The 21,856-nt window shown below is 65.6% G+C and carries 15 protein-coding genes; 1 reads left to right on the top strand and 14 read right to left on the bottom strand.

The features are described 5' to 3' along the window. Position 1: 1 nt before the first annotated feature. From F3J19_RS18255 to F3J19_RS18200, 12 genes are all read right to left on the bottom strand, one after another. Positions 2-1,210: a polysaccharide lyase family 1 protein gene (locus F3J19_RS18255; RefSeq protein ID WP_167043848.1), complete on the bottom strand. Its 1,209-nt coding sequence runs from the start codon at positions 1,208-1,210 to the stop codon at positions 2-4. A 27-nt stretch (positions 1,211-1,237) separates the two neighbouring features. After that, a complete protein-coding gene (gene glmS, locus F3J19_RS18250) occupies positions 1,238-3,055 on the bottom strand; it encodes a glutamine--fructose-6-phosphate transaminase (isomerizing) (protein WP_167043845.1) in 1,818 nt (605 codons plus the stop codon). A 111-nt stretch (positions 3,056-3,166) separates the two neighbouring features. Continuing rightward, the gene (locus tag F3J19_RS18245) at positions 3,167-4,258 is read right to left on the bottom strand and encodes an SDR family oxidoreductase (protein WP_167043842.1); all 1,092 of its coding nucleotides are present in this window, start codon (positions 4,256-4,258) and stop codon (positions 3,167-3,169) included. 53 nt (positions 4,259-4,311) lie between these two features. Beyond that, positions 4,312-6,543, bottom strand: coding sequence for a Vi polysaccharide transport protein VexE (locus tag F3J19_RS18240; RefSeq protein ID WP_167043839.1), 2,232 nt, complete (start codon positions 6,541-6,543; stop codon positions 4,312-4,314). Then, positions 6,536-7,732: a sugar ABC transporter gene (locus F3J19_RS18235; protein WP_240159045.1), complete on the bottom strand. Its 1,197-nt coding sequence runs from the start codon at positions 7,730-7,732 to the stop codon at positions 6,536-6,538. The genes F3J19_RS18240 and F3J19_RS18235 overlap by 8 nt, the downstream gene beginning before the upstream one ends. Then, on the bottom strand, positions 7,686-8,402 hold the full coding sequence (locus tag F3J19_RS18230; protein ID WP_167043836.1) for an ATPase: 717 nt from the start codon (positions 8,400-8,402) through the stop codon (positions 7,686-7,688). Before F3J19_RS18230 ends, F3J19_RS18235 begins: the two co-directional genes overlap by 47 nt. A gap of 7 nt (positions 8,403-8,409) precedes the next feature. Continuing rightward, positions 8,410-9,822: a sugar ABC transporter permease gene (locus tag F3J19_RS18225; protein WP_167043833.1), complete on the bottom strand. Its 1,413-nt coding sequence runs from the start codon at positions 9,820-9,822 to the stop codon at positions 8,410-8,412. Between the two features lie 9 nt (positions 9,823-9,831). Then, a complete protein-coding gene (locus F3J19_RS18220) occupies positions 9,832-10,887 on the bottom strand; it encodes a polysaccharide biosynthesis/export family protein (protein WP_167043830.1) in 1,056 nt (351 codons plus the stop codon). A gap of 80 nt (positions 10,888-10,967) precedes the next feature. After that, positions 10,968-13,529 (bottom strand): glycosyltransferase, encoded by a 2,562-nt coding sequence (locus F3J19_RS18215; protein ID WP_205192987.1) that lies wholly within the window; start codon positions 13,527-13,529, stop codon positions 10,968-10,970. Positions 13,530-13,633: 104 nt separating this feature from the next. Continuing rightward, positions 13,634-16,117: a tetratricopeptide repeat protein gene (locus F3J19_RS18210; protein WP_167043827.1), complete on the bottom strand. Its 2,484-nt coding sequence runs from the start codon at positions 16,115-16,117 to the stop codon at positions 13,634-13,636. Between the two features lie 32 nt (positions 16,118-16,149). Continuing rightward, positions 16,150-17,412, bottom strand: a complete 1,263-nt coding sequence (locus F3J19_RS18205; RefSeq protein WP_167043983.1) for a nucleotide sugar dehydrogenase — start codon at positions 17,410-17,412, stop codon at positions 16,150-16,152. A 172-nt stretch (positions 17,413-17,584) separates the two neighbouring features. Next, the gene (locus tag F3J19_RS18200; protein WP_167043824.1) at positions 17,585-18,823 is read right to left on the bottom strand and encodes an EAL domain-containing protein; all 1,239 of its coding nucleotides are present in this window, start codon (positions 18,821-18,823) and stop codon (positions 17,585-17,587) included. Positions 18,824-19,086: 263 nt separating this feature from the next. Here F3J19_RS18200 and F3J19_RS18195 point away from each other — a divergent pair, with 263 nt between their 5' ends. Then, positions 19,087-19,659 (top strand): recombinase family protein, encoded by a 573-nt coding sequence (locus F3J19_RS18195; protein WP_167043821.1) that lies wholly within the window; start codon positions 19,087-19,089, stop codon positions 19,657-19,659. A gap of 104 nt (positions 19,660-19,763) precedes the next feature. On the opposite strand, the gene F3J19_RS18190 is transcribed toward F3J19_RS18195, so the two are convergent. Together F3J19_RS18190 and F3J19_RS18185 are read right to left on the bottom strand one after the other, a co-directional pair. Further along, positions 19,764-20,339 (bottom strand): recombinase family protein, encoded by a 576-nt coding sequence (locus tag F3J19_RS18190; protein ID WP_167043818.1) that lies wholly within the window; start codon positions 20,337-20,339, stop codon positions 19,764-19,766. Between the two features lie 941 nt (positions 20,340-21,280). Then, complete coding sequence (locus F3J19_RS18185) at positions 21,281-21,715, bottom strand: VOC family protein (RefSeq protein WP_167043815.1); 435 nt, start codon at positions 21,713-21,715, stop codon at positions 21,281-21,283. Positions 21,716-21,856: the final 141 nt, after the last annotated feature.

Below are 21,856 nucleotides of genomic sequence, written 5' to 3'. Positions count from 1 at the left end.
GTCAGTGACAAGGCACGCGCAGCGTCTGTCCATCGGTATTGCCGGCGAACTGGCGGATTTCGTCCGCGAGTCCCAGCGTCGGTTTGTCGTACTTGTAGCAGTAAGGCACGGCTGGCACCTTCTCCGGCTGATAGCTCTGCAAAACCGCCCTGGCATCGCGCAGATAGAGATTGTCCCTGACCAGCAGAGACGCGCGATAGTCGCTCCCGCTCGCGTAAAGCTGGGCCGTCTGCTCGAAATGCTTCTGGTCCGATCCGCCGTTCGGCAATGCGCTTCTCGCCGGCGCCCCGGCGATGTAGTCGCAATAACGCGCCTTTACGCCCTCCACTGTCGGGAAGAACTCCGGCTCCACGCAACGGCGATCCGACGTGTTGCTGAAGATGTTCCCCTCCACCAGCGCCCGTGCCTGCAGGCTAAAGCTCATGCCGTAAAAATCCCAGTTCTCGAGCAGGTTGTTGAAGAGATGAAACGTGCCGAACTGCGCACGCGGATTGCGCTGCACGGTATTCAGGAAGTAGCAGTGATGGACCGTCACGCGCGCCACCTTGTCGCGCCCGTAATTGGCGAACAGGTTCTTCGACGTGATGTTGTTCAGCAGCATGACCTTGTCGTCGTCATGAAACTTGACCCACGACACCGTCACGTCCGTCGAGCCGTTTTTTACGTTGAGCAGGCGATCGGCGAAGCGCGAAAGATCGAGATGGTCGATCCAGACATCGTGCGAATAATTGGCTACGTTGATGGCCTGCGAGAACGTCCGCAACCGCCCGTCGATGGTCAGATGCGTGACGATCACGTTGCTGCTGCCGTAAATGCCGAGCCCGTAGTCGAGCAGCGTCACGCGATGGCCGCGGCCGTCGATCGTGACGTTGCCCGGCACACGCAGTTGCGAGCGCAACGCGATGGTCATGTCCGACGCGAAGCGGATCCAGCGCCGCCCGCCGGCGTGAGCGAGCGCGTCGCGCAGCGTGCCCGGTCCCGCGTCCGCCCCCGACGTTACGGTCACGACCTCGCCGCCCTCGCCGCCCGTCGCCGCGCGCCCGTAACCCTCGCGCTGCGCGAGCAGATCGGCGACGAACGGGCACGCCGCGTTTGCGCTCGCGCAACTGCCGCCGGAATCCGCGAACGCCGCACGCGGCGTCGCGACCAGTGCAAGGCAAACGAGCAGCCACGGCCGCCACCTTCTTATGATGCTTGAGTCGATCCTCATGAACCTTGCCTTGATGGGGAGTCCAACTTACTCGACCGTGACCGACTTCGCGAGGTTCCGCGGCTTGTCGACATCGGCGCCACGCGCGCACGCGGTGTGATAGGCGAGCAACTGCAACGGCACCGTGTACAGAACCGGCGACAGCACCCCGTAATGCGCCGGCAGGCGAACGACATGAAGCCCCTTTTCATCGGCGATGCGCGTGTCCTTGTCGGCAAGCACGTAGACCTCGCCGCCGCGCGCCCGCACCTCCTGAATGTTCGACTTCATCTTCTCCTGCATCTCGTCGTCCGGCACGATTGCGATCACGGGCATGGCCGCCGTCACGAGCGCGAGCGGGCCATGCTTGAGTTCGCCGGCCGGATAGGCCTCGGCGTGAATATAGGAAATCTCCTTGAGCTTGAGCGCGCCTTCGAGCGCGATCGGATATTGCAGCCCGCGCCCGAGGAACAGCGCATGCTCGCTGGTGGTCAGCTGCTTCGCCCATGCGGCGATCTGCGGTTCGAGCGCGAGCGCCGCCGTCAGCATCTGCGGCAACCCATGCAACTGTTGCAGATACTGCGACTCGCGCAGCGCCGTGACGTGACCGCGCTGGCGTCCGAGCGTCACGGCCAGCATGAAAAGCGCCACCAGTTGCGCGGTAAACGCCTTCGTCGAGGCGACGCCGACCTCCTGCCCCGCCTGGGTCAGAAAGCGCGTGCCGCACAGCTGCACCATCGCGCTCGACGGCACGTTGCAGATCGTGAGCGTGCGGGTCTGGTCGAGCGACTGCGCGTACTTGAGCGCGGCCAGCGTATCGGCGGTCTCGCCCGACTGCGAGATCGTCACGACGAGCGCGCGCGGGCTCGCCACCGGTTCGCGATAGCGGTACTCGCTCGCGATCTCGACATCGGTCCTGATCTTGGCGATCGATTCGAGCCAGTACTTCGCGACGAGACCCGCGTAGTAGCTCGTGCCGCAGGCGAGTATCTGGATGCTGTCGATGCCGTCGAACGTCGCGGGCGCGGCCTCGCCGAACAGCTCGGCCTTGAACGCTTCGACACCGCGCGTGGTCGCGGCCACCACGGCGGGCTGCTCGAAGATTTCCTTCTGCATGTAGTGCCGGTAGCTTCCGAGCTCCACCGCCGCGTTCGCGACGCTCACCTGCTGGGACTCGCGCACGACCGGCTTGCCGTCGCGCGCCACGATGCGGATCGATTCGCGCGTCAGTTCGCAGACGTCGCCGTCGTCGAGAAACATGAAGCGCTCGGCCTGGCCCGTCAGCGCGAGCGCGTCGGAGGCGAGAAAATTGCCCGCCTCGCCGGCGCCGATCAGCAGCGGCGAGCCCTCGCGCGCGCCGACGATAAGGTCCGGCCGGTCCTCGTGCACCACCGCGATCGCGTAGGCACCGTGCAACCGTTGCACGGCCTCGCGCACCGCCGCGAACAGGTCGCCGTCATAGACGCTGTGGATCAGATGGGCGATGACTTCCGTATCGGTCTGCGACACGAACTCGTAGCCGCGGCCGGCGAGTTCGTCGCGCAGCGATTCGTAGTTTTCGATGATGCCGTTGTGGACCACCGCCAACGCATCGCGGGACAGCATCGGATGCGCATTGCGGATTTCCGGTGCCCCGTGCGTCGCCCAACGCGTATGAGCAATGCCGCTCGCGCTTTCGAGCCCCGCGCGGCGCAGCCGCGAATCGAGGTGCGATACGCGCTCGATACTGCGCATCCGTTCAAGACCCCGCTTCGAATTCACGGCGACGCCGCACGAATCGTAGCCGCGATATTCGAGGCGCCGGAGACCTTCGACCAGCACCGGAACAATATTCTCTCGCGCAACCGCACCAACAATGCCGCACATGACTGTTTCCTTTTCTCGTGTTGGGGCGTGCTTTCACGCCCATGCCTGAGTGTGTGTTATCGATTGACGCGACCTGCCGCATCGGGCCGGTTCAAGCCGGCTTGAGCCGACTCAAGCCGGCGACCGCTCGCCCGCGATGAATGCGAGGTACCAGGAGAGCGCTTCCGTCATGCCGCGCCTCAGATCGAACAGCCCTGAGAAGCCCAGCTCCCGTACCGCCTTCGCGATGTCGGCCTGCGAATGGCGCACGTCGCCCGCGCGGAACGACTGGTAGACCGGCTGCTTCGCGTAGTGCACGCCGTGCGTGGCGAGCCCGGCCTGGATGATCGAGAACAGGTCGTTGAGCGTGGTGCGGCCGCCCACCGCGACGTTGTACACGTCGCTCGCGGCGAGGTCTTCCTTCAGCGCGGCGCGCAGGTTGGCCTGCACGACGTTGCCCACGTAGCAGAAGTCGCGGCTCGTTTCGCCGTCTCCGTTGATCTGCACGTCGTCGCCCGCCAGCATCGCCGCGATCCATTTGGGGATCACTGCGGCATACGCGCCGTCCGGGTCCTGACGCGGGCCGAACGCGTTGAAGTAGCGCAGGCCGATCGAATGAAAACCGTAGGTGCGCGAATAGACGCTCGCATAGAGTTCGTTGACGAGCTTCGTCACCGCATACGGCGAGAGCGGATTGCCGATGCGCTCCTCGCGCTTCGGCAGATTGGGTTCGTCGCCGTAGGTCGAGCTCGACGCGGCATAGACGAAGCGCCGCACGCAGGCCTGGCGCGCGGCGTCGAGCATTGACAGAAAGCCGGACACGTTGACGTCGTTGGTCGTTTTGGGGTCCTTCACGGAGCGCGGCACCGAGCCCAGCGCCGCCTGATGCAGCACGTAGTCCACGCCGGCGACCGCCTTCGCGCACGAGTCCGCGTCGCGAATGTCGGCCTCGTGGAACGCGAACCGGCTCCAGGCCGCCTCGCCGACCCGCTTCTTCACTTCGTGCAGGTTGTGCCAGTGGCCGGTGGCGAAATTATCGAGGCCGCGCACGTCCTGCCCGAGCAGCAGCAAGGTCTCGACGAGATTGGAGCCGATAAACCCCGCGGCGCCGGTGACGAGCCAGCAATAGCGCTTTTCCTGCAACAAGGTTCGCAGCCCATCCTGCGTCCCGTCCTGTAGCCATGACGGCAAGCCGGCTTGCGCCGCGGTTTCGTTCTGTTTCATGTTTGCTTCTCCACGTTCTGCGTAATCTTCCGCGTAATCGTTAGTGAACCCAATCAACCCTTGTCCGTCGCCGCATTCGAGCGGTCGGCCGCCACCACGTGCCGCCAGAGTCCGCCGCTCAGGCGCAGGTTTTCCGGCTGCCCGGCGAGATGGCCGCGCAGATGCGCGAGCCATTCGTGCTGCCATCGCGCCACGTAGTCTTCGAGCGTTTCGCCGTCATGCGGCTCGGAGAGCCGTTTGAGCGTATGCACGATGCGGCCCCGCTCCCATCTGGGCGCATAGAAAACCGAGGGCAGTCCGAGGCGGTAGCTGGCGCGCGCGGCGAAGCTCGACCACGTGATCTCCTGGCTCTCGAACGGCACGCGCGCCGCGGCCGGATTGAGCGCGCCATCCACGGCGAGACACACGGCATGTCCTTCCTGCAGCGCCTTGAGGCTGGCCTTCACGACCTGCACTTCGGTCCTGTCGCTCGTCGAGATCAGCGAGCGGGCGTAGTGGCTGCGGCTGATACTCGGCGTCGATGCGACCCAGCGCGACGGGATATCGAGCAGATCGAGCGCCATCAGGCCGCCGTACAGCGGCCCCACGTGGGCCGTGGCGAGCACGAAGCCGCGTCCGCCCTCGCACAGCGGCTCGAAGAACTGCTCGGCCTCGTCGAGGTTCGCGAGCAGCTCCATCGCTTCTTCCGCGCGATCCTCGCGGCATTCGAGCCAGTCGAGCAGCAGGTGGTCGGCGAGATAGCCCCATTGCGCCGCACGTTCCCAGTCCTCGCGCGACAGCGCTTGTGTCGCCGTTTGTGCTGCCGTTTGTGCTGCCGCTTGTGCTGCCGTTTGTGTCACCGCCTGTGTCGCCGCTTGTGCTGCCGTTTGTGTCACCGCCTGTGTCGCCGCTTGTGCTGCCGTTTGTGTCACCGCCTGTGTCGCCGCTTGCGCCGCAGGCTGTGCCGCCGCCGGCTCCGCGCCGGCTTCGCCGCTCGCGCCGCGCAGCGCCCAAGCCCAGTCGAGCCGCGCGCGCGGCACCGTGATCGTGTTCGCGTCGGCGTCGATCCGCGCGAACGCCTGCTCGAAGGTGGCCGGCAAGCCGGCCCCACGGCGATGGATAAACGCGTCGAACAGGGTGGCCGCCTCGTCCATGCGGCCCGCCTGGGTCAGCGCGCCGGCCGCCGCGCGCTGCCAGCGCGCGTGCTCCTGATTCGAGCGGGCCAGTTGCAGATACTGCTCGGCCGACGCCGCGTGATCGCCGGAATGACGCAAGGCGCGCGCGTACATCGCCCGCACGTGCTCCAGCCCCGGCGCGAGCGCGGCGCTTTTCTCGAGGAACGGCACCGACTCCGCAAAGCGCCCGGCACGCAGGAGCGTTTCGCCATAGAGCGAATTGAGCCGCAGATCGTCCGGCGCCATCCGGACGCCCGCGGCGAGATGTTCGAGCGCGGCGACGAGGCGGTCGTCGTGCGTGCCGCGCGCGAGGTGCGCCTGGGCGAGTTGCGAACGCAGCGCCGCGCTGTCGTGTCCGGCGCGCAGCGCGTTGCGGCCGACCGAAATCGCCGCGCCGGTCCGGCCGCTGCCGAGCAGCGCCTGCACCGCGACGCTCGCCACCCGGGGATTCGGCGCGTCGATCTTGGCGGCGATGCTGGCCGCGCCGGCCGGATCGCCGCCGCGCAGCAGCGCGGTCATCCAGATATGCGCGTCGCCGGGCGCCAGCGTCGCGGCGACGCTCGACTCGCGCGCCAGTTGCGCCGCCGCTTCCGCCTCGCCGGCCTGGGTGCGCAACTGGATGCGCGTGGCCAGCAGCGCGACGTCGTCGGGCGCGAGACGGGCCGCCTCGTCGACATGCGCGATCGCCTCGCTCCAGCGCTTGAGCCGCGCGAGCACGCTCGCGTAGCTGCGCCGGTCGTCGCCGCTCTCGGGATAGGCACGCACCAGCAGGTCGAACACCTGGGCCGCCTCGGCCAGCGCCCCGGACTTGACGAACGGCGCGACCACGAGGCGGCGCACGTCGGCGCGGCCCTGGGCTTCGCGAATCCGCTGCGCGTCGAGGCCGCCGATTCCGGCCGCGAAGCCGCGCGAGCGGATCAGCGCGATCGCCTTCAGCAGGCCGGCATGAGCGTCGAGCTGGCCGCCGCCGCGCTCGATCTCGTCGAGCTGCGCCAGCCCCGGCTCCCACGCTTCCGTGCGGATCGCCCGCTTCGCGGCTTCGAGCGGCGCCAGCGTGCCGGCGCGTGCGGAACGCTCGCCGCGTTCATCGCGTTCGCCATGCCCGGCGCGTGTGGTCACCGGCTCAGCCATGCCTGAACTCCCGGTACAGCGCCTCGGCGGCACGCACGGCAAACGCGAAGACGAACCCCACGGCCAGCGCCTCGATCAGCAGCACGCCGGTATTCGGGCTGCCGGGCCGCCCCTCGGGCAACGGGCGCGCGATCACGCTGAGGTAGCGTTGCAGCCGCAGCGTGTCGGTAAAGGCCTGCTGATAGTTCTGCCGTGCCGAGGCGAGATTCTGGTCCGCGAAAGTCTGCGCGTTCAGCAGCGCCTGATAGGACTTCAGCCGGCTCGCGTCGGTGTTGCCCTTGCCGCTCATGCGCGCATGCACCTCGTCGAGCTGCTTGCGCAGCGCGCTCACCTGCATCTGCGCGGGCTTCAGCATCGGATGCTCGGGGTTGTTCAGCGCGCGGATCTTGTCGAGATTGATCTTCGCAGTGTTGAGTTCGGCCTCCAGCTGCGCGGAGAGATTCAGCAACATGCCGGCTTCCGCCTCGGGGTCGATATTGCCGTTGCGCACGCGCCAGTCGGTCAGCGTGCCGCGCGCCCCGATCGCCTCCTTCTCCGCGCGCGTCACGGCCTCCTTGCTGACCTTGAGCGTATCGGTCACGCCCTTTTCGTCCATGTTGTTGACGAACTGCTGAGCCAGCCCGATCAGCGCGTCCGACAGCGTGCGCGCATCCTCGGGCGAGAAGGCGCTCACGCGCAGCACGTCGATCTGCTCGATCATGTTGTACGAGACGTCGACCGCGCCGAGATAGGCGCGGTACAGCGCGTCCTCGCCGGCCTCGGGCGACAGCCGGTTCAGCGGGTCGAGGCCGGTGTACACGAGATACCGGCGCAGCCCGATCCGGTTGTCGAGCTGGCGCATGGCGTCGCGCGAGCGGATGAAGTCGGCCACGGCCCAGCCGTCGACGAAGCCGCCCACCACGCTGCCGCCGCTGCCGCTCGACAGCAGGCCCGCGGTGCCCTGCGCGGCCGGCTGGGACGCGCTCGAACGCACCGAGAAGCGCGCTTCGGCGCGATAGCGCGGCGCGGCGAAGACGAGCGCGTAAAGCGCCGTCAGCACGACCGGCACGAGCACGAGGCCGAGTGTCACGAGCCGCTGGCGGCGGCGCTGCCGCAACGCCTGCTCGCGCACCCTGGCGCGCTGCGCGAGCGGCAGTTCCTCGCTAGACGCCGAACTGGTCTCCGACGCCGACGCCGATGTCGACCACATTGTCTCCGCCTGACTCGCTGCGGGATCTCCGGGGCGGGAACCGGCGGATGCATTCTCCGAGGTCGTCGTTGATCCGAAGGCCGTATTGCTCATAGACCAAACCTTTGGTGCAGTAATCCATCATTTGCTGATGACGGTAGGTTGATAGAAGCAGCGTGCGCCCGACCAGCCGTTCTTCGAACAGCGCGAGCCACAGGTTCGTGAAGCGGCAGTCCTCGAACGGAATTGCACCTTCGACGACATACACGTCGAAGTCCGGCGCGAGCGCGAGCGCAAAGGAAAATTCCTGACGCACATAGAGCGGCCAATGCTCCATCGGCCGCGCCAGATACTCGGGGCTCGTCAGCAGGTCCGACACCAGCTCGACGCAGGGCGTGGGCGCAAGCCCATAGAGCGCGCAGACGAACTCGATCATGCGCAGGCCGGTCGCCTTGCCGCGCACGAAGCCCTGCCGCCCGAGCGGCCACGACACGAGCCCCTGGTGAGCGACGAAGCCCTCGCGCGGCGGCCGCAGCCCCGCGATCACGTCGACGATCGCGCGATGGAATTCCGGCCGCCGCGAGAGCAGCGCATAGCGCCCCTGCGGAATCAGCAGGTCAACCTGCTGCAGCAGCGGCTGCCGCGCACCGAAAATTCGCGGCACGTCCGTCACACCGTTCATCAGGATCATGGCGCGCTCACATCGGTTGAACATGGGTTCGCGCGAGCCGCTCCATGCCCGCGCCGAGCACGCCGAGAAAAACCAGCGCGGTGACGAAATACGCGAAGCTCGCGTCATGCGACGAATAGCTGTCGAAGTACGCCGATCTGAGCAGTTGCATCCCATGCGCGAACGGCGACCATAAGAAATACTTGCGGTATTGCTCCGGCAACTGCTCGGAGACGAAAAAGACCGACGAGAATACTTCCAGGCCGCGCTCGATCACGGGCGCAAAGCGCAAGAAGAAGTGCCAGCGGATAGCAATGCTGCCGAAGATCAGCCCCATCGAGACGCCCGCGCCGCCCATCATCACGACATAGGCGATCGCACCCGACCAGCGCACGGGCAGCGTGATGAGGCCCAGGCTGTGGCCGACGCCGATCAGCACGGCATACACGCCGAGATAGATGCCGATGAAGAGCCCGCCCTGCACCAGCGCCACCGCGAGCGGCGTGACCGACTCCAGGTTGATGAGCCCGCGCGCCGCGACATAGCTCGTGCTCGTGCGAAACACCGCCTGCCGGAACATGATCCACGTCGTCGCGCCCAGCAGAGAGAACGTCGGCACGTCCATGCCGAGCACGTAGTGCGTGCCCATCAGGAAGTACAGCGACGAGATCAGGCTCAGCAGCACGGCGGGACCGACCACGGACCACAGCAGCGCGATGCGGCTTTCGCTCTGCAGGATATGCAGCTGGAGCCGCAGCAGCGGCCCGATGCTCGCCAGCCGCGATTGCAGCGTGCCCGGCTGCGCGCCGTGCTGCCGCGCATGAATGCCGGCGATCCTCTCGCGCAGCAGCGCGACTTCGTGCGCCTCGTGCGGCTTCAGCGCGATCTCGAAGGCCACGTCCTCGCGCGATGCGAGACGGCGTGCGTCGCGCGTCTCCTGCTGTTTGCGCTGCTGTCCGCGCCGGTTGAATCCGTCGACCAGACGCGCGTCGTCGGCGTCGAGCGTGGCCGGTGCATAGCCTGCCGTCAGCACGTCGATGCCCGCGCGGATATCGGCTTCCAGCAGACGCACGACCATGCGCAACTGGCGCCGGCGCAATTCCGCGCGCTCGGACGGCATGCCGTCGCGCGCGAGTTCCGCCTCGAGTTCGCTGTCGAGCGCCGCGTAGATGCGCCGCCGCCCGGCCACGCTCTCGTGCGGAGCGCTGGCGAGCGCATCGAGTACGCCGCTCAGCACGCCGCCCGCGGAGTCCGCCGCGCGCAAGCCGTGCGCCGCGTGGGTCGCTGCGGTGCCCGCTGCGCTGTCTGCTGCGTTGTGCGCCGTGCTGGTCACCGCATCGGTGACGGTACTCGCCGCCGCCTCCGCATTGCCGGCCTCGTCGCCGGCATGCCGCGCCGTCCGGCGCTCGCGCCAGTTCTTGATGCGATCCTGGTTGCTCATGTCCGGCCTTCACTGCGACAGGCTGGACACGGAACGCGCGGTGCCGAGCGTCGCGCTGAAGGCGGACAGAACCTTCTGAACCTGGGTGAACGGTGCGTCCGAGATATAGATCGCGTCGCCGTCGTGCACCGCGAACTTGCCGGCGAGCACCATCTGCTCGGGCTTCGTGAAATCGAACTGATAGACCACCGGCCGCGTGTCGGCGGTGCCGGCATCGTCCGGACGGATGCGCAGCAGGAAGACCGCCTTCGGATTGGCGAGCGAATCGTTCAGGCCGCGCGAATCGCCGAGCGCGTCGAGCACCGTGTAATTGCGCTTGCTGAGCTTGAGCCGCGATTGCGCACCCGCCGCGCCGAGCACCGTCAGATTCTCGACCACGTCGTGCACGACCACGGAGTCGCCGGCACGCAAGGCAATATCTTCCGCGCTGTTGCGATAGACGTCGGACAGCCGCACGGACACGCTCTCGCCATTGCGCCGCAGCGTCACCGCGAGCTGCTCGGGGTTCAGCTGGTCGGGCGCGGCCTTGCTCAGCAGCCCGCTCAGGCGCTGCATGCCCGGCCCGATCGGATAGATGCCGGGCTTCTTGAGGTCGCCCTCGATCGCCACGGTTTGCCCGCGCCGCTCCGTGCGCCGCACGTTGACATCGAGCCCGACCGTCACGCGGCTCAGGCGCCGCTCGATCGCGTCGCGCAGCCCGGCCGGCGTCAGGCCTTGCGCATGCACGCGGCCCACTTGCGGAACGTAGATCGTGCCGGCTTCGTCGATCACCATCTCGCCGAGGTCCGTCATGCCACCCGTGCCGCTCAGGCCGCTCGCGCCACCCGAGCCGTTGCCGAACACGCCGACGCCGTCCTGCCCCCACAGCGAAATGTCGACGCCATCGCCCGGCGCGAGTTTTTCGTAATCGACCGGCTGCGCCTGCTGGAATGCGTCCGGAAAGCTCGCGCTGCCCGCCGCGCGCGAGGCGAGCGCGAGCGCCGACGTCACGCCGACCAGTTCGATGTCGTTGTGATCGCGCGAAGCCTGCACTTCGCTGAGCAGCGGCCCGCTGCGCGGGATCACGCATCCCTGCAAAACGCCGCAGAGACAGAAAGCCAGAGCCATAACCAGACGGTCAGGAAAACCAACAAGCCCGTACCGCATCAATTCATCACCAGATTGTCGAGTTGTTCCACCTGCGAGGGGCTTTCCTCCACCGGCGCGGCGCGCCGGCACAGGCTCATGAACGTGGCGAGCATCGCCTCCACCGAAAAGAGTTCGGCGGCCCGCTGCCGCGCCCGCTCCCGCACGGTGGCATCCGCCTGCGCGCTGAGCACGAGGTGTTCGATCTTCTCGCACGCATCGTTCAGGTCAGGGTTCTCCGCGCAGCCGAGCAGATGCCCGGTCACGCCGTCGATAAAGCACTCGCCCGCGCCGCCGGCCGGCGTCGACACCACGCAGATGCCGAGCAGTTGCGCTTCGATCAGCACGTTCGGCAGGCCTTCGTGACGCGACAGCATCACCTTGACGTCCATCTTCGAATACCAGAACCCTACGTGCGACGAGAGTCCGACGAGCAGCAGGCGGTCCGCGATGCCAAGCTCGGTCGCGAGCGCATGGGCCTCGTCGCTGAAACGGCCGTCGCCGACGATAACGAAGCGCGCCAGCGGACGCCGCTTCAGATAGCGGTGCGCGAGCTTGATCCACAGCAACGGCCGCTTGTCCGGTTCGAGGCGGAACACGCCGCCGATCGTTTCGCTCGCGTCCGCCGTGCGCTCGACGAACGCCGTCCACTTCTGCTCGTCCTGCTCCGAGGCGAGCGCGTTCATTTCGGGCACGCCGTTATAGAGGATGCGAAACCGTTCGAGTGGTAGCCCGAGCCACTGGGCATACTCGCGCGCGCCGGTCATGCTGTTGCTGACGAAGTGAATGCCCGGCACCTCGGCGATGGCGCGATAGAACGCTGCGTACTCCGGACGATTGCGTTCCTGGCGGATATTCGGCGGCAGTCCGCGAAACACGAGGTGGATCGTCGGCACGCCGGCCAGTAGCGCGGCCAGCGCGCCGAACAGACAGGTGCCGTCCTGCCAGAGGCTCACGACGTCGAACCTGCGTTCGCGCAGATACGGCGCGAGACGCGTGACGCCGTAGTGCACCTGGGGCGGCAGATTGCCGAGCAGGCGCAGCAGGTCCGCGTCGTGAATGTCCTGATGTGCAGCCGACACGGCCGGCATCGCGTTGATTTCGGAAACCTTGACATCGGCCTCGCGCAGCATGCCCAGAAAGAAGTCGAGACGCTGCGGCCGGTCGACGCGCGCCGGGTCCGAGTGCTGCTTGACCAGCACTTCGATCGCGCTGACGTCGTGGCCTGTGGCGTGGTCCGCAGCGCTGTCGCGTGCGCCGGCGGCTTCGGCCACGAGACGCCGCAAATGCACGGCGAGCCGCGTCAGTTGCCGTTCCGCGCCGCCGGGCCCGAGGCTGCCCGTGACGAGCGCGACCGAGGCGGGCTTTCCGCGCGGCGGCGGCGCTACGTCGCGATGGCGAAAACGCAGGATGGCCTGACGCATCGCGACGATCTTGATGTCCTGTCCGGCCAGATCGGCGGCGGATTCGAAGCGGCGGTAGAACGTGTAGTCGTCGACGATCTTCGCGACGAGCTGGCCGCCCTTGCTGTCGGGCGAGAGTTCGTGCGCGACCGGCTCGATGACCTCGATCGCATCGGCCACCATGCTGCGCTTGACGAGGCGCTTCGCGAACGCCACCCGCAGATGGCGCCGGTCGTGTTCCGCGATGAGGCGCCGGAAGATCGCATCCGACGCATCGTGCGCCTTGATGTCGGCGAGAAATTCGGCGCGGGCCAGCGCCTTGCGCGTGTCCTGCGCCTGCTCGGGAAAATGGCGATCCGCGACCGCCATGGCCTCGTCGAAGCGGCGCTCCTTCAGAAGACGCGTCGCGTAGTGCCGCGCCACCATCAGATCGTCGGGGCAGTTGCGCAGCAGATCGGCCCATTGTTCGAGCAGGCCGGTGCTGAGCCCGGTCCGCTCCCGCATCTGCAGCAGCACGATACGCACGGTCCGGTCGTCGGGGTCTTGCGCGGCCAGCCGCTCCGCCTCGCCCAGGTGCTTGCGCGCGTTCTGCAACGTCGTGCAGGCCGCGAGCAGGCGCGTGAGTTCTTCGTGCAGTGAAGGCAGGTCCTGCGGTTGTGCATTTGCTTCTGCGTTTGCTTCGGACTGCGGTTGTTGCTGTTGCGGCGGTGGTACGGCGGCGTCGGGCGTGGCCGGGGTGTTCGGCGTGGCCGCCTTGGGCCGCGCTACCGCTTTGGGCTTCGCTGCCTTGGGTTGTGCTGCGACCTCGGGCTTTGCCGCTGCCTCGTCGTGTGCTGTAGCCTGAGGCTCTGCTGCTGCCTCGGGTTGTGCCGCAGCCGTGTGCTCCCCTACTACCTCCAGTTGTGCCGAGGCCTTCTTGATCTCTGCTGCCGCGCTCGGTTCCACCACGGCCTTCGGCTTCGCCACCGCCCTGGATTTCGCCACAGCCTTCGGCTTCGCCGCCGTGCCGGATTTCGCCTCGGCCGCGGGCCTTGCGGCCGCACGCGGCTTTGCCGGCGAAGCGGCCTGCCTGCCGGCCTCGTGCGCCGTGCCCGCGTCGCCTGCCAGCCGGCCTCGTTTGGGCCGAGCCTGCACGGCGAGCGTGCTCTCGTTCGCTGCTGTTTTTCCTGCTTTAGCCATTACCGGAACCCAGCCATTTATTCCTGGAAATACCTCAACCCCATTCGCGGCCGCTCACCATGCGCCGGAACCCGCGTCCCGGCGCATGGCGCATCAGCGGCCCGTCAGGCGGCCTTCTTGCGCTTGGCGCGATCGATGAATATCCGGCACTTCTGGATATTTCCGTCGATCAGTTCCGGCGATGCGGAGCGCGAGCGCAACGCCTGCCAGTACTTGAGCGCCTGCTCGAAACGATGCGTGCGCATGGCGCCCGTCGCCGCCGCCTTCAAGCCGACCGGGTCTTCGGGCGCGAGGCGCAGGATCGTCTCGCCCAGCGTGAGCCGGTCGGCGTCGTGCGCGGCATCGAGCGACTTCACCTTCACGTGCAGCCCCGCGAGCACGCGCTTCTTCTCCTGCGAGACTTCCTTGTTGTCCGGATCGAGCTGCTGCAGACGTTCGAGGAGTGCCCAGGCGCGTTCGTAATCGCCCGCGCGATGCGCTTCCCGTGCAAGCCGGATAACGCGGCTGCGCAGGCCGAGAATCTGGCGCTTCGCCTCGATGCGCGCGGCAGGATCGCTCGACGCCGAGTTCAGCACCCGCGCATAGGCATCGATCGCCTCGCCGTAGTAGCCGCTGCGCACCGCCATGCGAGCCAGCTTGATCCACGTGCTCTCGGTGATGTCGTCGAGCCCGGACGCATCGCGCAGATAGACCAGCGCGGTGTCGATGTCGTCGAGCGCTTCGGCCACGCGAATGCGGAAGCTCGCCAGCTCGGGGAATGTCGTGAGTGTCTGACTCGCGATCGCGAGCACGCCGGCCGCGCGTTCGTAATCGCGAGCGATCAGCGCCGCGCGCACGTCCTGACGCATCTGGCGTTCGAGCTGCCGTCTCGCGCGAATCAGCGCGTTGCTGTTCGCATTGAGCTGCGCGTGCGCCTGAAGCCGGTCCGCCGCCTTCAGCATGTCGCCCGAGGCGAGCGCCGCGTTGCCCTCGTCGAGCCAGGCCGCCGCAGCGCGCGCGATCCATTCGGCCGTCTCCTTGCGGTTGCTGCGCGTGAGCCCCTGGGTCGCGGCGAGCAGCGCGGCCGGCGTCGCGCAGCCGCGCTCGACCGTGCGTTGCGCGAGGGCCAGGATCTCGGCCTCGTCCATCTCCACGGGCTCGCGCGCCAGTTCCAGCAGCGCCGCGCGATCCGGCGCCGTCAGCGCACGCTCCCAGAGCGCCACGAAGCTCGGCGCGTGAGCCGGCAGCGCGTCGCGCACTTCGCCTGCCCACTGCACGACGCCCTCGGCATCGCCCGAGGTTTCGAGCAGACGCAGCACGGCCGTCGCGGCGGCGGCTGCGTCGGCGCTATCGGTCGACAGACGGAACAGGCGCTTCCAGTTAGCCAGCGCCGTGGCCGTATCGCCGAGCTTGCCGGCCGATTCCGCGCAGATGCGCAGGATCGCGGGCGCCTCGTGCTCGTCCGCGAGCAGCGCCGCGGCGAGCCGGGCAGCCTGCTCGTAGCGCCCGGTCTCGAAGTAGCACTGGGTGAGCAGCAGGTTGGTCTTTTCGTCGAATTCCGGCTCCGCGCCGAACGATTCGAACTGCGCGGCCGCGCCCTCGAAGTCGCCCAGGTCGTATTGCACGCGGCCCAACAACAGCCGGTGCTGACGGCTGCTTTCGCCATGGCGCAGAATCCCGCGCAGCCGCTGCGACACTTCGAGCACGCGCCCGGCGTTCCAGGCGGCTTCGAGACTTTCCGCGGTGTCCTCGTGCTGGACCGCATCGGTCTTCGGCGGCGCCTGCACGTCGGACGTATCGACGCGCGGCACGACGAACTCCGTGTACCAGGCCTCGCACAGCTGGTCCGAGAACAGATCGGTGTAGTGCGTCAGATCGAGCCCGCCGTTTTCCATTGCGTTGGCCTGGCCCAGCTTGCGCATCAGCGGAGTCGGGTCGTAGGACGGCACGTTCATGCGTTTCGCGATCGCGCGCACGGTGTTAATCAGCTCGCGCCGCTGCTCGACGGGCATGTTGTCGGGCGTATCGGCGTTGACGTGCGTGACGAAGGCCAGATGGTCCTTGCCGACCATCGTCGCGATCTGCTCCATTTCCGCCGAAATTTCGGCATCCTTCAGGTCGTGCCGCTGAATGCGCGCGAGCAGATCGCGATCCTGTGCCGACAGACGCTGGAACGCGAAATCCTGGTCGAGCCATGCGCGCCGCTCGGCCATCCGGCTCGGCACGGCCATCGACCAGAACTGGCGGGTGCGTTTCTTGTCGGCGAAGAAATCGCCGAAATGCCGCACCATGTAGTTCATCTGGATCGGATGGCCGTCGACGCTCAGCAGCTTGCGCGAAGAAATCTCGACCAGATAAAGATCGGCGCCGGGCGACGGCTTCCCTTCGAAGCTCCCGGACGAACCGGGCCGAAACGTCAGCGTGCGCACGTCGGCCGGAATGTCCTTCTGGCCGAACATGAACTGCAATTGCTGAAGCGCTTCGGAACTCGTATGGACGAACCCGTAGTTGCGGGCCAGCACCGGACGGATCGGATAACGGCCCGCGCCCCGGCGCAGCGGCGTGTGAATACGGCAGGTACCAACAGGCGCTATGTTGAAAAGAGTCATGATGATCGTTCAGATATCGTCTGTACTGCCGCTCAAAGCGCCCAGTAGGTCAGCTTGTTTTTCATGATCCGCTCGCCGTCGAGAGACGACTTCAGATCGCAGACGATCCCGCCGTCGGCAATCATCCCGGGCAGATCGCTCTCGATCGTATCGACAATCTCGCGGTGCGGCACGGCGAACACGAGCACGTCCAGCGCGTTGAGTTCCTCGCGCGACGAGAGCTTGATGCCGTACTCTTCGTGCACCTGCTCCGCATCGGCCATCGGGTCGTAGACGATCGGCGACATGCCGTAGCGCGTGAGCGCTTCGTAAAGATCGACGACCTTCGAGTTGCGGATGTCGGGCACGTTCTCCTTGAACGTGATGCCGAGAATGCCGACACGGGTCGACGCCTTGAGACGATGGCGGCTCGCGATCACCTGAACGAGACGGCCGGCGACGTAGTCGGCCATGCCGTCGTTGATGCGGCGCCCCGCCAGGATCACTTCGGGGTGGTAGCCGAGTTCCTGCGCCTTCGAGGTCAGATAGTACGGATCGACGCCGATGCAATGACCGCCGACGAGGCCCGGCGTAAAGCGCAGGAAGTTCCACTTGGTGCCCGCGGCTTCCAGCACCTCGGACGAACGGATGCCGACCAGATCGCAGATCTTCGAGACTTCGTTCATGAGCGCGATATTGATGTCGCGCTGCGTGTTCTCGATGACCTTGGCCGCTTCGGCCACCTTGATCGACGACGCGCGGAACACGCCCGCATCGATGATTTTTTCGTAGACGGCGGCGATCTCGTCGAGCGCCTGCTGGTCCTGGCCCGAGACGATCTTGACGATCTTTTCGAGCGGATGCTCGCGGTCGCCCGGGTTGATCCGCTCGGGGCTGTAGCCGAGCTTGAAGTCGATGCCGCAGCGCAGGCCCGAACTCTTTTCGAGTGCCGGCCCGCAGATGTCCTCGGTCGCGCCCGGATGGACGGTCGATTCGAACACCACGATGCTGCCCGGTTGCAGAACCGGACCGATCAGCCGGCACGCGCTTTCCAGCAGCGAAAAGTCGGGGCTGCATTTTTCGTCGACGGGCGTCGGCACCGCGACCACGAAGAAGTTGGTCCCCGCCAGGTCCTCGACCTTGTCGGTAAAGCGCATCGTCGAGTCGCGCAGCACGTGCGGCTCGATTTCGCCGGTCCAGTCCTCGCCGTCGCGCAGGTTTTCGACCCGCCGCGCGTCGACATCGAATCCGGTCACTTCAAAGTGGCGTGCGAGCGCCACTGCCACGGGCAGACCGACATAGCCCAAGCCACACACCGCAATCTTCGTCGTCACACAATTCCCCTTATTAAACGTCGCGTATCGCCGGCCCGCGAACCCCTATACGGTTCGCGGACACGAACGCTTCGACCCAGACAAAATGAGCCCGGGGACCAGCCGCAAGGCCGGACCCGGGATGAACGATTCCCGGCCAAACCGGAACCTCGGTTTAGTTAGGACAATTGATATTCAAAATTTCAGGAACCTGATCCTTGAAACACGGCCCCTGGATATGCGTCGCCCCGACGAACTCCGCAATCTCCACGTCCGCTGCATCCTCGGCGCCGGTAATCACGACGTCGGCGCCGGTGCCGCGCGTCAAGGCAACGAGGTTGCGCAGAAAGTCGGCGGCCCGGTCGCTCACCCGCGCCTCGCGCAGGCAGCCCGCGCCGATCTTGACGATGTCGGCGCCGAGCGACGCCAGCGCCTCGACACTGCTGCTGCCGCCGCCCACGTTATCGAGCGCGACCTGGCAGCCCAGCGCCTGAAGCCTGCGCACGAATGCGCCGACGGTCGCCAGATCGGTCGCCGGCGGCACATCCGACAGCTCGATGACGAGCCGCTGCGCGACGGCTCGCTGCTCGCTTAGCTGCGCAATGATGAGCGTCCACCAGGCATCGAGCGAAGCGCTGTGCGACGTCACGTTGCAGCCAAACGAGAGACCCGGGTTCGCGTGCAGCGCACACAGGGTCGCCTCGACGGCCCAGCGATCCAGCCTGCGCACGAGGCCGAGCCGCGCGAGCGGCGCCACCATCCCGGCAACCTGCTGGCGAACGCCGTGGCACGTCCAGAAAGGCACCACCTTGTAGTACCGCACGATCCCCGCGCTGCCCAGATGGCGGACCGATTCCGCATCGAAGACCAGACGGTCGAGATGCTTCGCCGAAAACAGGTTCTCGGCCGCCTTCATGTCGACGAGAAAACGCTCGCGCCAGTGCTCTTCCTCGCGGCCCGGCCGCGCGACATGCGCATCGGCGCCGGGAGCCGCGGCATCGAATGCGCCTTCCGCCTGCTCGACGACCGACAGGGATAGCGTGACGAACACCGCGTCGCCGGCGATCTTGACCGGTTGGTCGGCGAGATCGCAAAGAATGCGGTCGAGCAGCAAGCCGATCTGCGCCAGGTCCGACGCAGCCGGCGGCAGACCGCCGAGCGGCGAATCGAAGACGAACAGGATCACGTCGCCGCTCAGCACCGCAATGCCCGATACCGAACGGCACAGCTCGCGTGCCCGTTCGAGAACGACATGCCGTACCGCAAGTGCGGGCCGCGAACCCCATGCGCGCTCGATCTCGCGCAGGTTCGTCAGCGACGCGGCAATGCACAGCGTTCCCGCCCGGCCGGACTGCTCAGGCAAATCGGCCAGTGGCCGAACCGGCTGCGGGAACAAAGGCTGCCCGGACATCATGCCGCCGCGCCTTTATTACAGGCGACGCCATAACGGGGAGAAAAGGACAAAAGGGGTCCTTTGTGTCACGATCCAGCATAGTCGATCGCCGCTAAAAAACCATCGGGTTAATCATGAACTTGCTGCGTGAATTTACGAGGAATTTGCCAGGACGAAAGGGACCCGTTATGTCCAGCCTTTGTCGTCATTAGTCAGCAGAAAATGCTGATCAGGTAATTCGTATTCACAAGTAAAAAACAAACTAAATCTCGGAGTAAAGTGTCATGAAAATCGGGTATGCACGCGTATCGACGGATGAGCAGAATCTGGATCTACAGACTCGTGCTTTGAAGGCGGCGGGTTGCCAAATGCTTTTTGAAGATCAGGGTGTTTCGGGCGCCAGCTTTTTGCGCCCCGGACTCAGTTCGATGCTGGAACAATTGCGTGCGGGAGATATTCTCGTCGTATGGAGACTGGACAGGCTCGGCCGGTCGCTGCGGCGGCTCCTGGAACTGATCGAAAGCCTCAGTGCCAGGGGAATACAGTTTCAGTCACTCACGGAAGCCATCGACACGACGTCGTGCAGCGGCATGCTGATCTTTCACATGCTCGCCGCGCTCGCCCAGTTCGAGCGCTCGCTGATCGGCGAGCGCACGCGCGCCGGCATGCGCGCGGCGCGCGACCGGGGCTCCCGGCTGGGCCGGCGTCCGGTTCTGACGCCGGAGCAGAAGACCGAGGCGATTGAGCTGCTCGAGAGTTGCTCCATCAGCGACGTCGCGGCGAAATTCAACGTTCATCCGCGCACGATCCGCCGCGCGCGGCAGCAGTCGGAGCAAACCACGCGCCTCCTGAAGTAGAACCTGGCAGGCTAGAACTGCCCGGTATCGGAACGAGATATGCGCAAACGAGGCCCGCGCGGGGGGGCGCGCCTCGCCACGGACCCGGCGCCGGGCTGCCCGGGTCAGCAAACGGTCTTCTCGACACTGAGTCCGTGGCGGCGCAGGCTGCGCAGCAACGTCTTGGGATGAATCTCGAACTTCTGGGCAACGAACAGGGTTGAGTGCTCGGACAGCAGTTGATGCGCCTGGACACACTCGGCCTCGGTCATCGCGTGACGCCTGCCGACATGCTGGCCGCGCGCCTTGGCCGCGCGCATGCCGGCGCGCGTGCGCTCGCCGATCAGCGAGCGCTCGAACTGGGCGAGCGCCGCCATGATATGAAACAGCAAGGTGCCGCCGGCGGACGTCGTATCGATGCACTCCGTGATCGACACGAACTGGATCTTCCTCTTCCCCAAGGTTTCGACAAGCTCGATCAGCTTCTTGATCGAACGGCCGAGCCGGTCCAGCCTCCAGACCACGAGGGTATCGCCCGCCTTGAGCACATCCAGCACCTCGTCGAGCCCGGGCCGGGAAAAGGTGCTGCCGGACACGCCATGATCGGTGAATACTTTTACGCATCCCACCGCCCGCAGCGCCTCGAGTTGCAAATCGAGATTTTGGTCATCAGTAGAAACCCTCGCGTAGCCGATTTTCATTCTCTCTACTTATCTACTTATCCAGCAAATCCGACGTCTCCACGGACGGCTTATTCAGATCTATTCATCACCATTCAAAGGACATGCGCGCCGGTTCATCCCACATATCGAGACGATCGGTCATTTTTTCGAACGAACCTTGGACACAGCCGGACCTCGCCCGGAATCAGGCACAAGGAAACCCGGAGCTTCGCCTGGGGACGCGAGGTGCGGCCACGCTGCGCGTGGCGTACGGTGCCGGCGAAAAGGATGGCCGGCACGTCTGTTTTACCCGAAATGCCAGCTCGTCGGCTTGAGCCGCAAAAATCGAAATAGAGGAAAGCGATTTACTCGATTACTTCCCTGCACGCAATAATGGCGATATTTTTTGCGATTCGACTCAAATACGCAAATCATCGCCTGGAACGAATACATCCATTAGCGCCATTTCACGTCATCCACGCAATCGGACAGATCATTCATTTCCGGAATTCAGAATGAAGATTAGGTCCGTTTTATCTCAAAATTTAAATATATACTTAACATACCATTAATTAATATTTTCAATTCTTTAAAATAGCTTTATTAGTGTAACGAAATATTACTTTCTCATTATTTCCTCTACGTAGCAATTCCCCCTATCTGGTTAATCTGGCGGAAAAATAACGTCTTGTGGCGTTTCCGCACAGGCAATAGGGAAGTTACGCTTGGATACAATTACGCCTCAGGCTTATCGAGTGCGTAATTCCAAAATCCATTCGGATTGCGCACATTCCGCCGCAAACCGACGCCGCCGCACGATATGCGGCAGCACCGCCGCGTGAGGCTCTTCCCGTTCGTTCTCGCCTGCACGAAGCGTCGCGAAACAGTACGAAACGTCGCGCGAAAAGCCCTCCGCCACAAACGAAAACGCCGGCCCGAAGGCCGGCGTTCCTGCGTCAACGCAACCGGTTACCCAGCGCCTACCGCGCGAACAGCGACGACATGTCGGCGAACGCCTTGAATTCGAGTGCATTGCCCGACGGGTCGAGGAAGAACATCGTGGCCTGCTCGCCGACCTCGCCCTTGAAGCGCACGTGCGGCTCGATGATGAATTCGATGCCGGCCTTCTGCAGCTTGTCCGCGGCAGCCTGCCACTGCTCCATCGACAGCACCGCGCCGAAATGCCGCACCGGCACCGCGTCGCCGTCGACCGCGCTCGTGTGGCGATGGCCGATTTCGTCCGGCGCGAGGTGGGCGACGATCTGGTGGCCGTAGAAATTGAAATCGACCCATGCGTCCGAACTGCGTCCTTCCGGACAACCGAGCAGTTCGCCGTAAAACTCGCGCGCGGCGGCGAGGCTATGCACAGGAAACGCCAGATGGAACGGCGGCAAGACGGTTTCGGCAACGCTCATGATGGAAAACTCGCTGGCTTGAAGTGAAGTGGGGTTGAGGTACGGCTCGCGTCCCGCGCGAGCCCGTCACGCGAGGCCAAGTTTAACCATGAATAAAAATGCTGAGAAACGATATATATTTGACCTGACCAACACGAAAAT

Source organism: Burkholderia sp. Ax-1724 (assembly GCF_011752995.1).
Lineage (GTDB): Bacteria > Pseudomonadota > Gammaproteobacteria > Burkholderiales > Burkholderiaceae > Paraburkholderia.
Note: the sequence above shows the minus strand (reverse complement) of the source record. Positions and strands in the feature narration are given on the sequence as shown.

Coding starts and splice junctions, on each gene's coding strand:
- glmS (WP_167043845.1), bottom strand. CDS start 3,055: ATGTGCGGCATTGTTGGTGCGGTTGCGCGAGAGAATATTGTTCCGGTG.
- F3J19_RS18255 (WP_167043848.1), bottom strand. CDS start 1,210: ATGAGGATCGACTCAAGCATCATAAGAAGGTGGCGGCCGTGGCTGCTC.
- F3J19_RS18230 (WP_167043836.1), bottom strand. CDS start 8,402: ATGATCCTGATGAACGGTGTGACGGACGTGCCGCGAATTTTCGGTGCG.
- F3J19_RS18245 (WP_167043842.1), bottom strand. CDS start 4,258: ATGAAACAGAACGAAACCGCGGCGCAAGCCGGCTTGCCGTCATGGCTA.
- F3J19_RS18190 (WP_167043818.1), bottom strand. CDS start 20,339: ATGAAAATCGGCTACGCGAGGGTTTCTACTGATGACCAAAATCTCGAT.
- F3J19_RS18185 (WP_167043815.1), bottom strand. CDS start 21,715: ATGAGCGTTGCCGAAACCGTCTTGCCGCCGTTCCATCTGGCGTTTCCT.
- F3J19_RS18195 (WP_167043821.1), top strand. CDS start 19,087: ATGAAAATCGGGTATGCACGCGTATCGACGGATGAGCAGAATCTGGAT.
- F3J19_RS18210 (WP_167043827.1), bottom strand. CDS start 16,117: ATGACTCTTTTCAACATAGCGCCTGTTGGTACCTGCCGTATTCACACG.
- F3J19_RS18215 (WP_205192987.1), bottom strand. CDS start 13,529: ATGGCTAAAGCAGGAAAAACAGCAGCGAACGAGAGCACGCTCGCCGTG.
- F3J19_RS18225 (WP_167043833.1), bottom strand. CDS start 9,822: ATGAGCAACCAGGATCGCATCAAGAACTGGCGCGAGCGCCGGACGGCG.
- F3J19_RS18200 (WP_167043824.1), bottom strand. CDS start 18,823: ATGATGTCCGGGCAGCCTTTGTTCCCGCAGCCGGTTCGGCCACTGGCC.
- F3J19_RS18235 (WP_240159045.1), bottom strand. CDS start 7,732: ATGTGGTCGACATCGGCGTCGGCGTCGGAGACCAGTTCGGCGTCTAGC.
- F3J19_RS18240 (WP_167043839.1), bottom strand. CDS start 6,543: ATGGCTGAGCCGGTGACCACACGCGCCGGGCATGGCGAACGCGATGAA.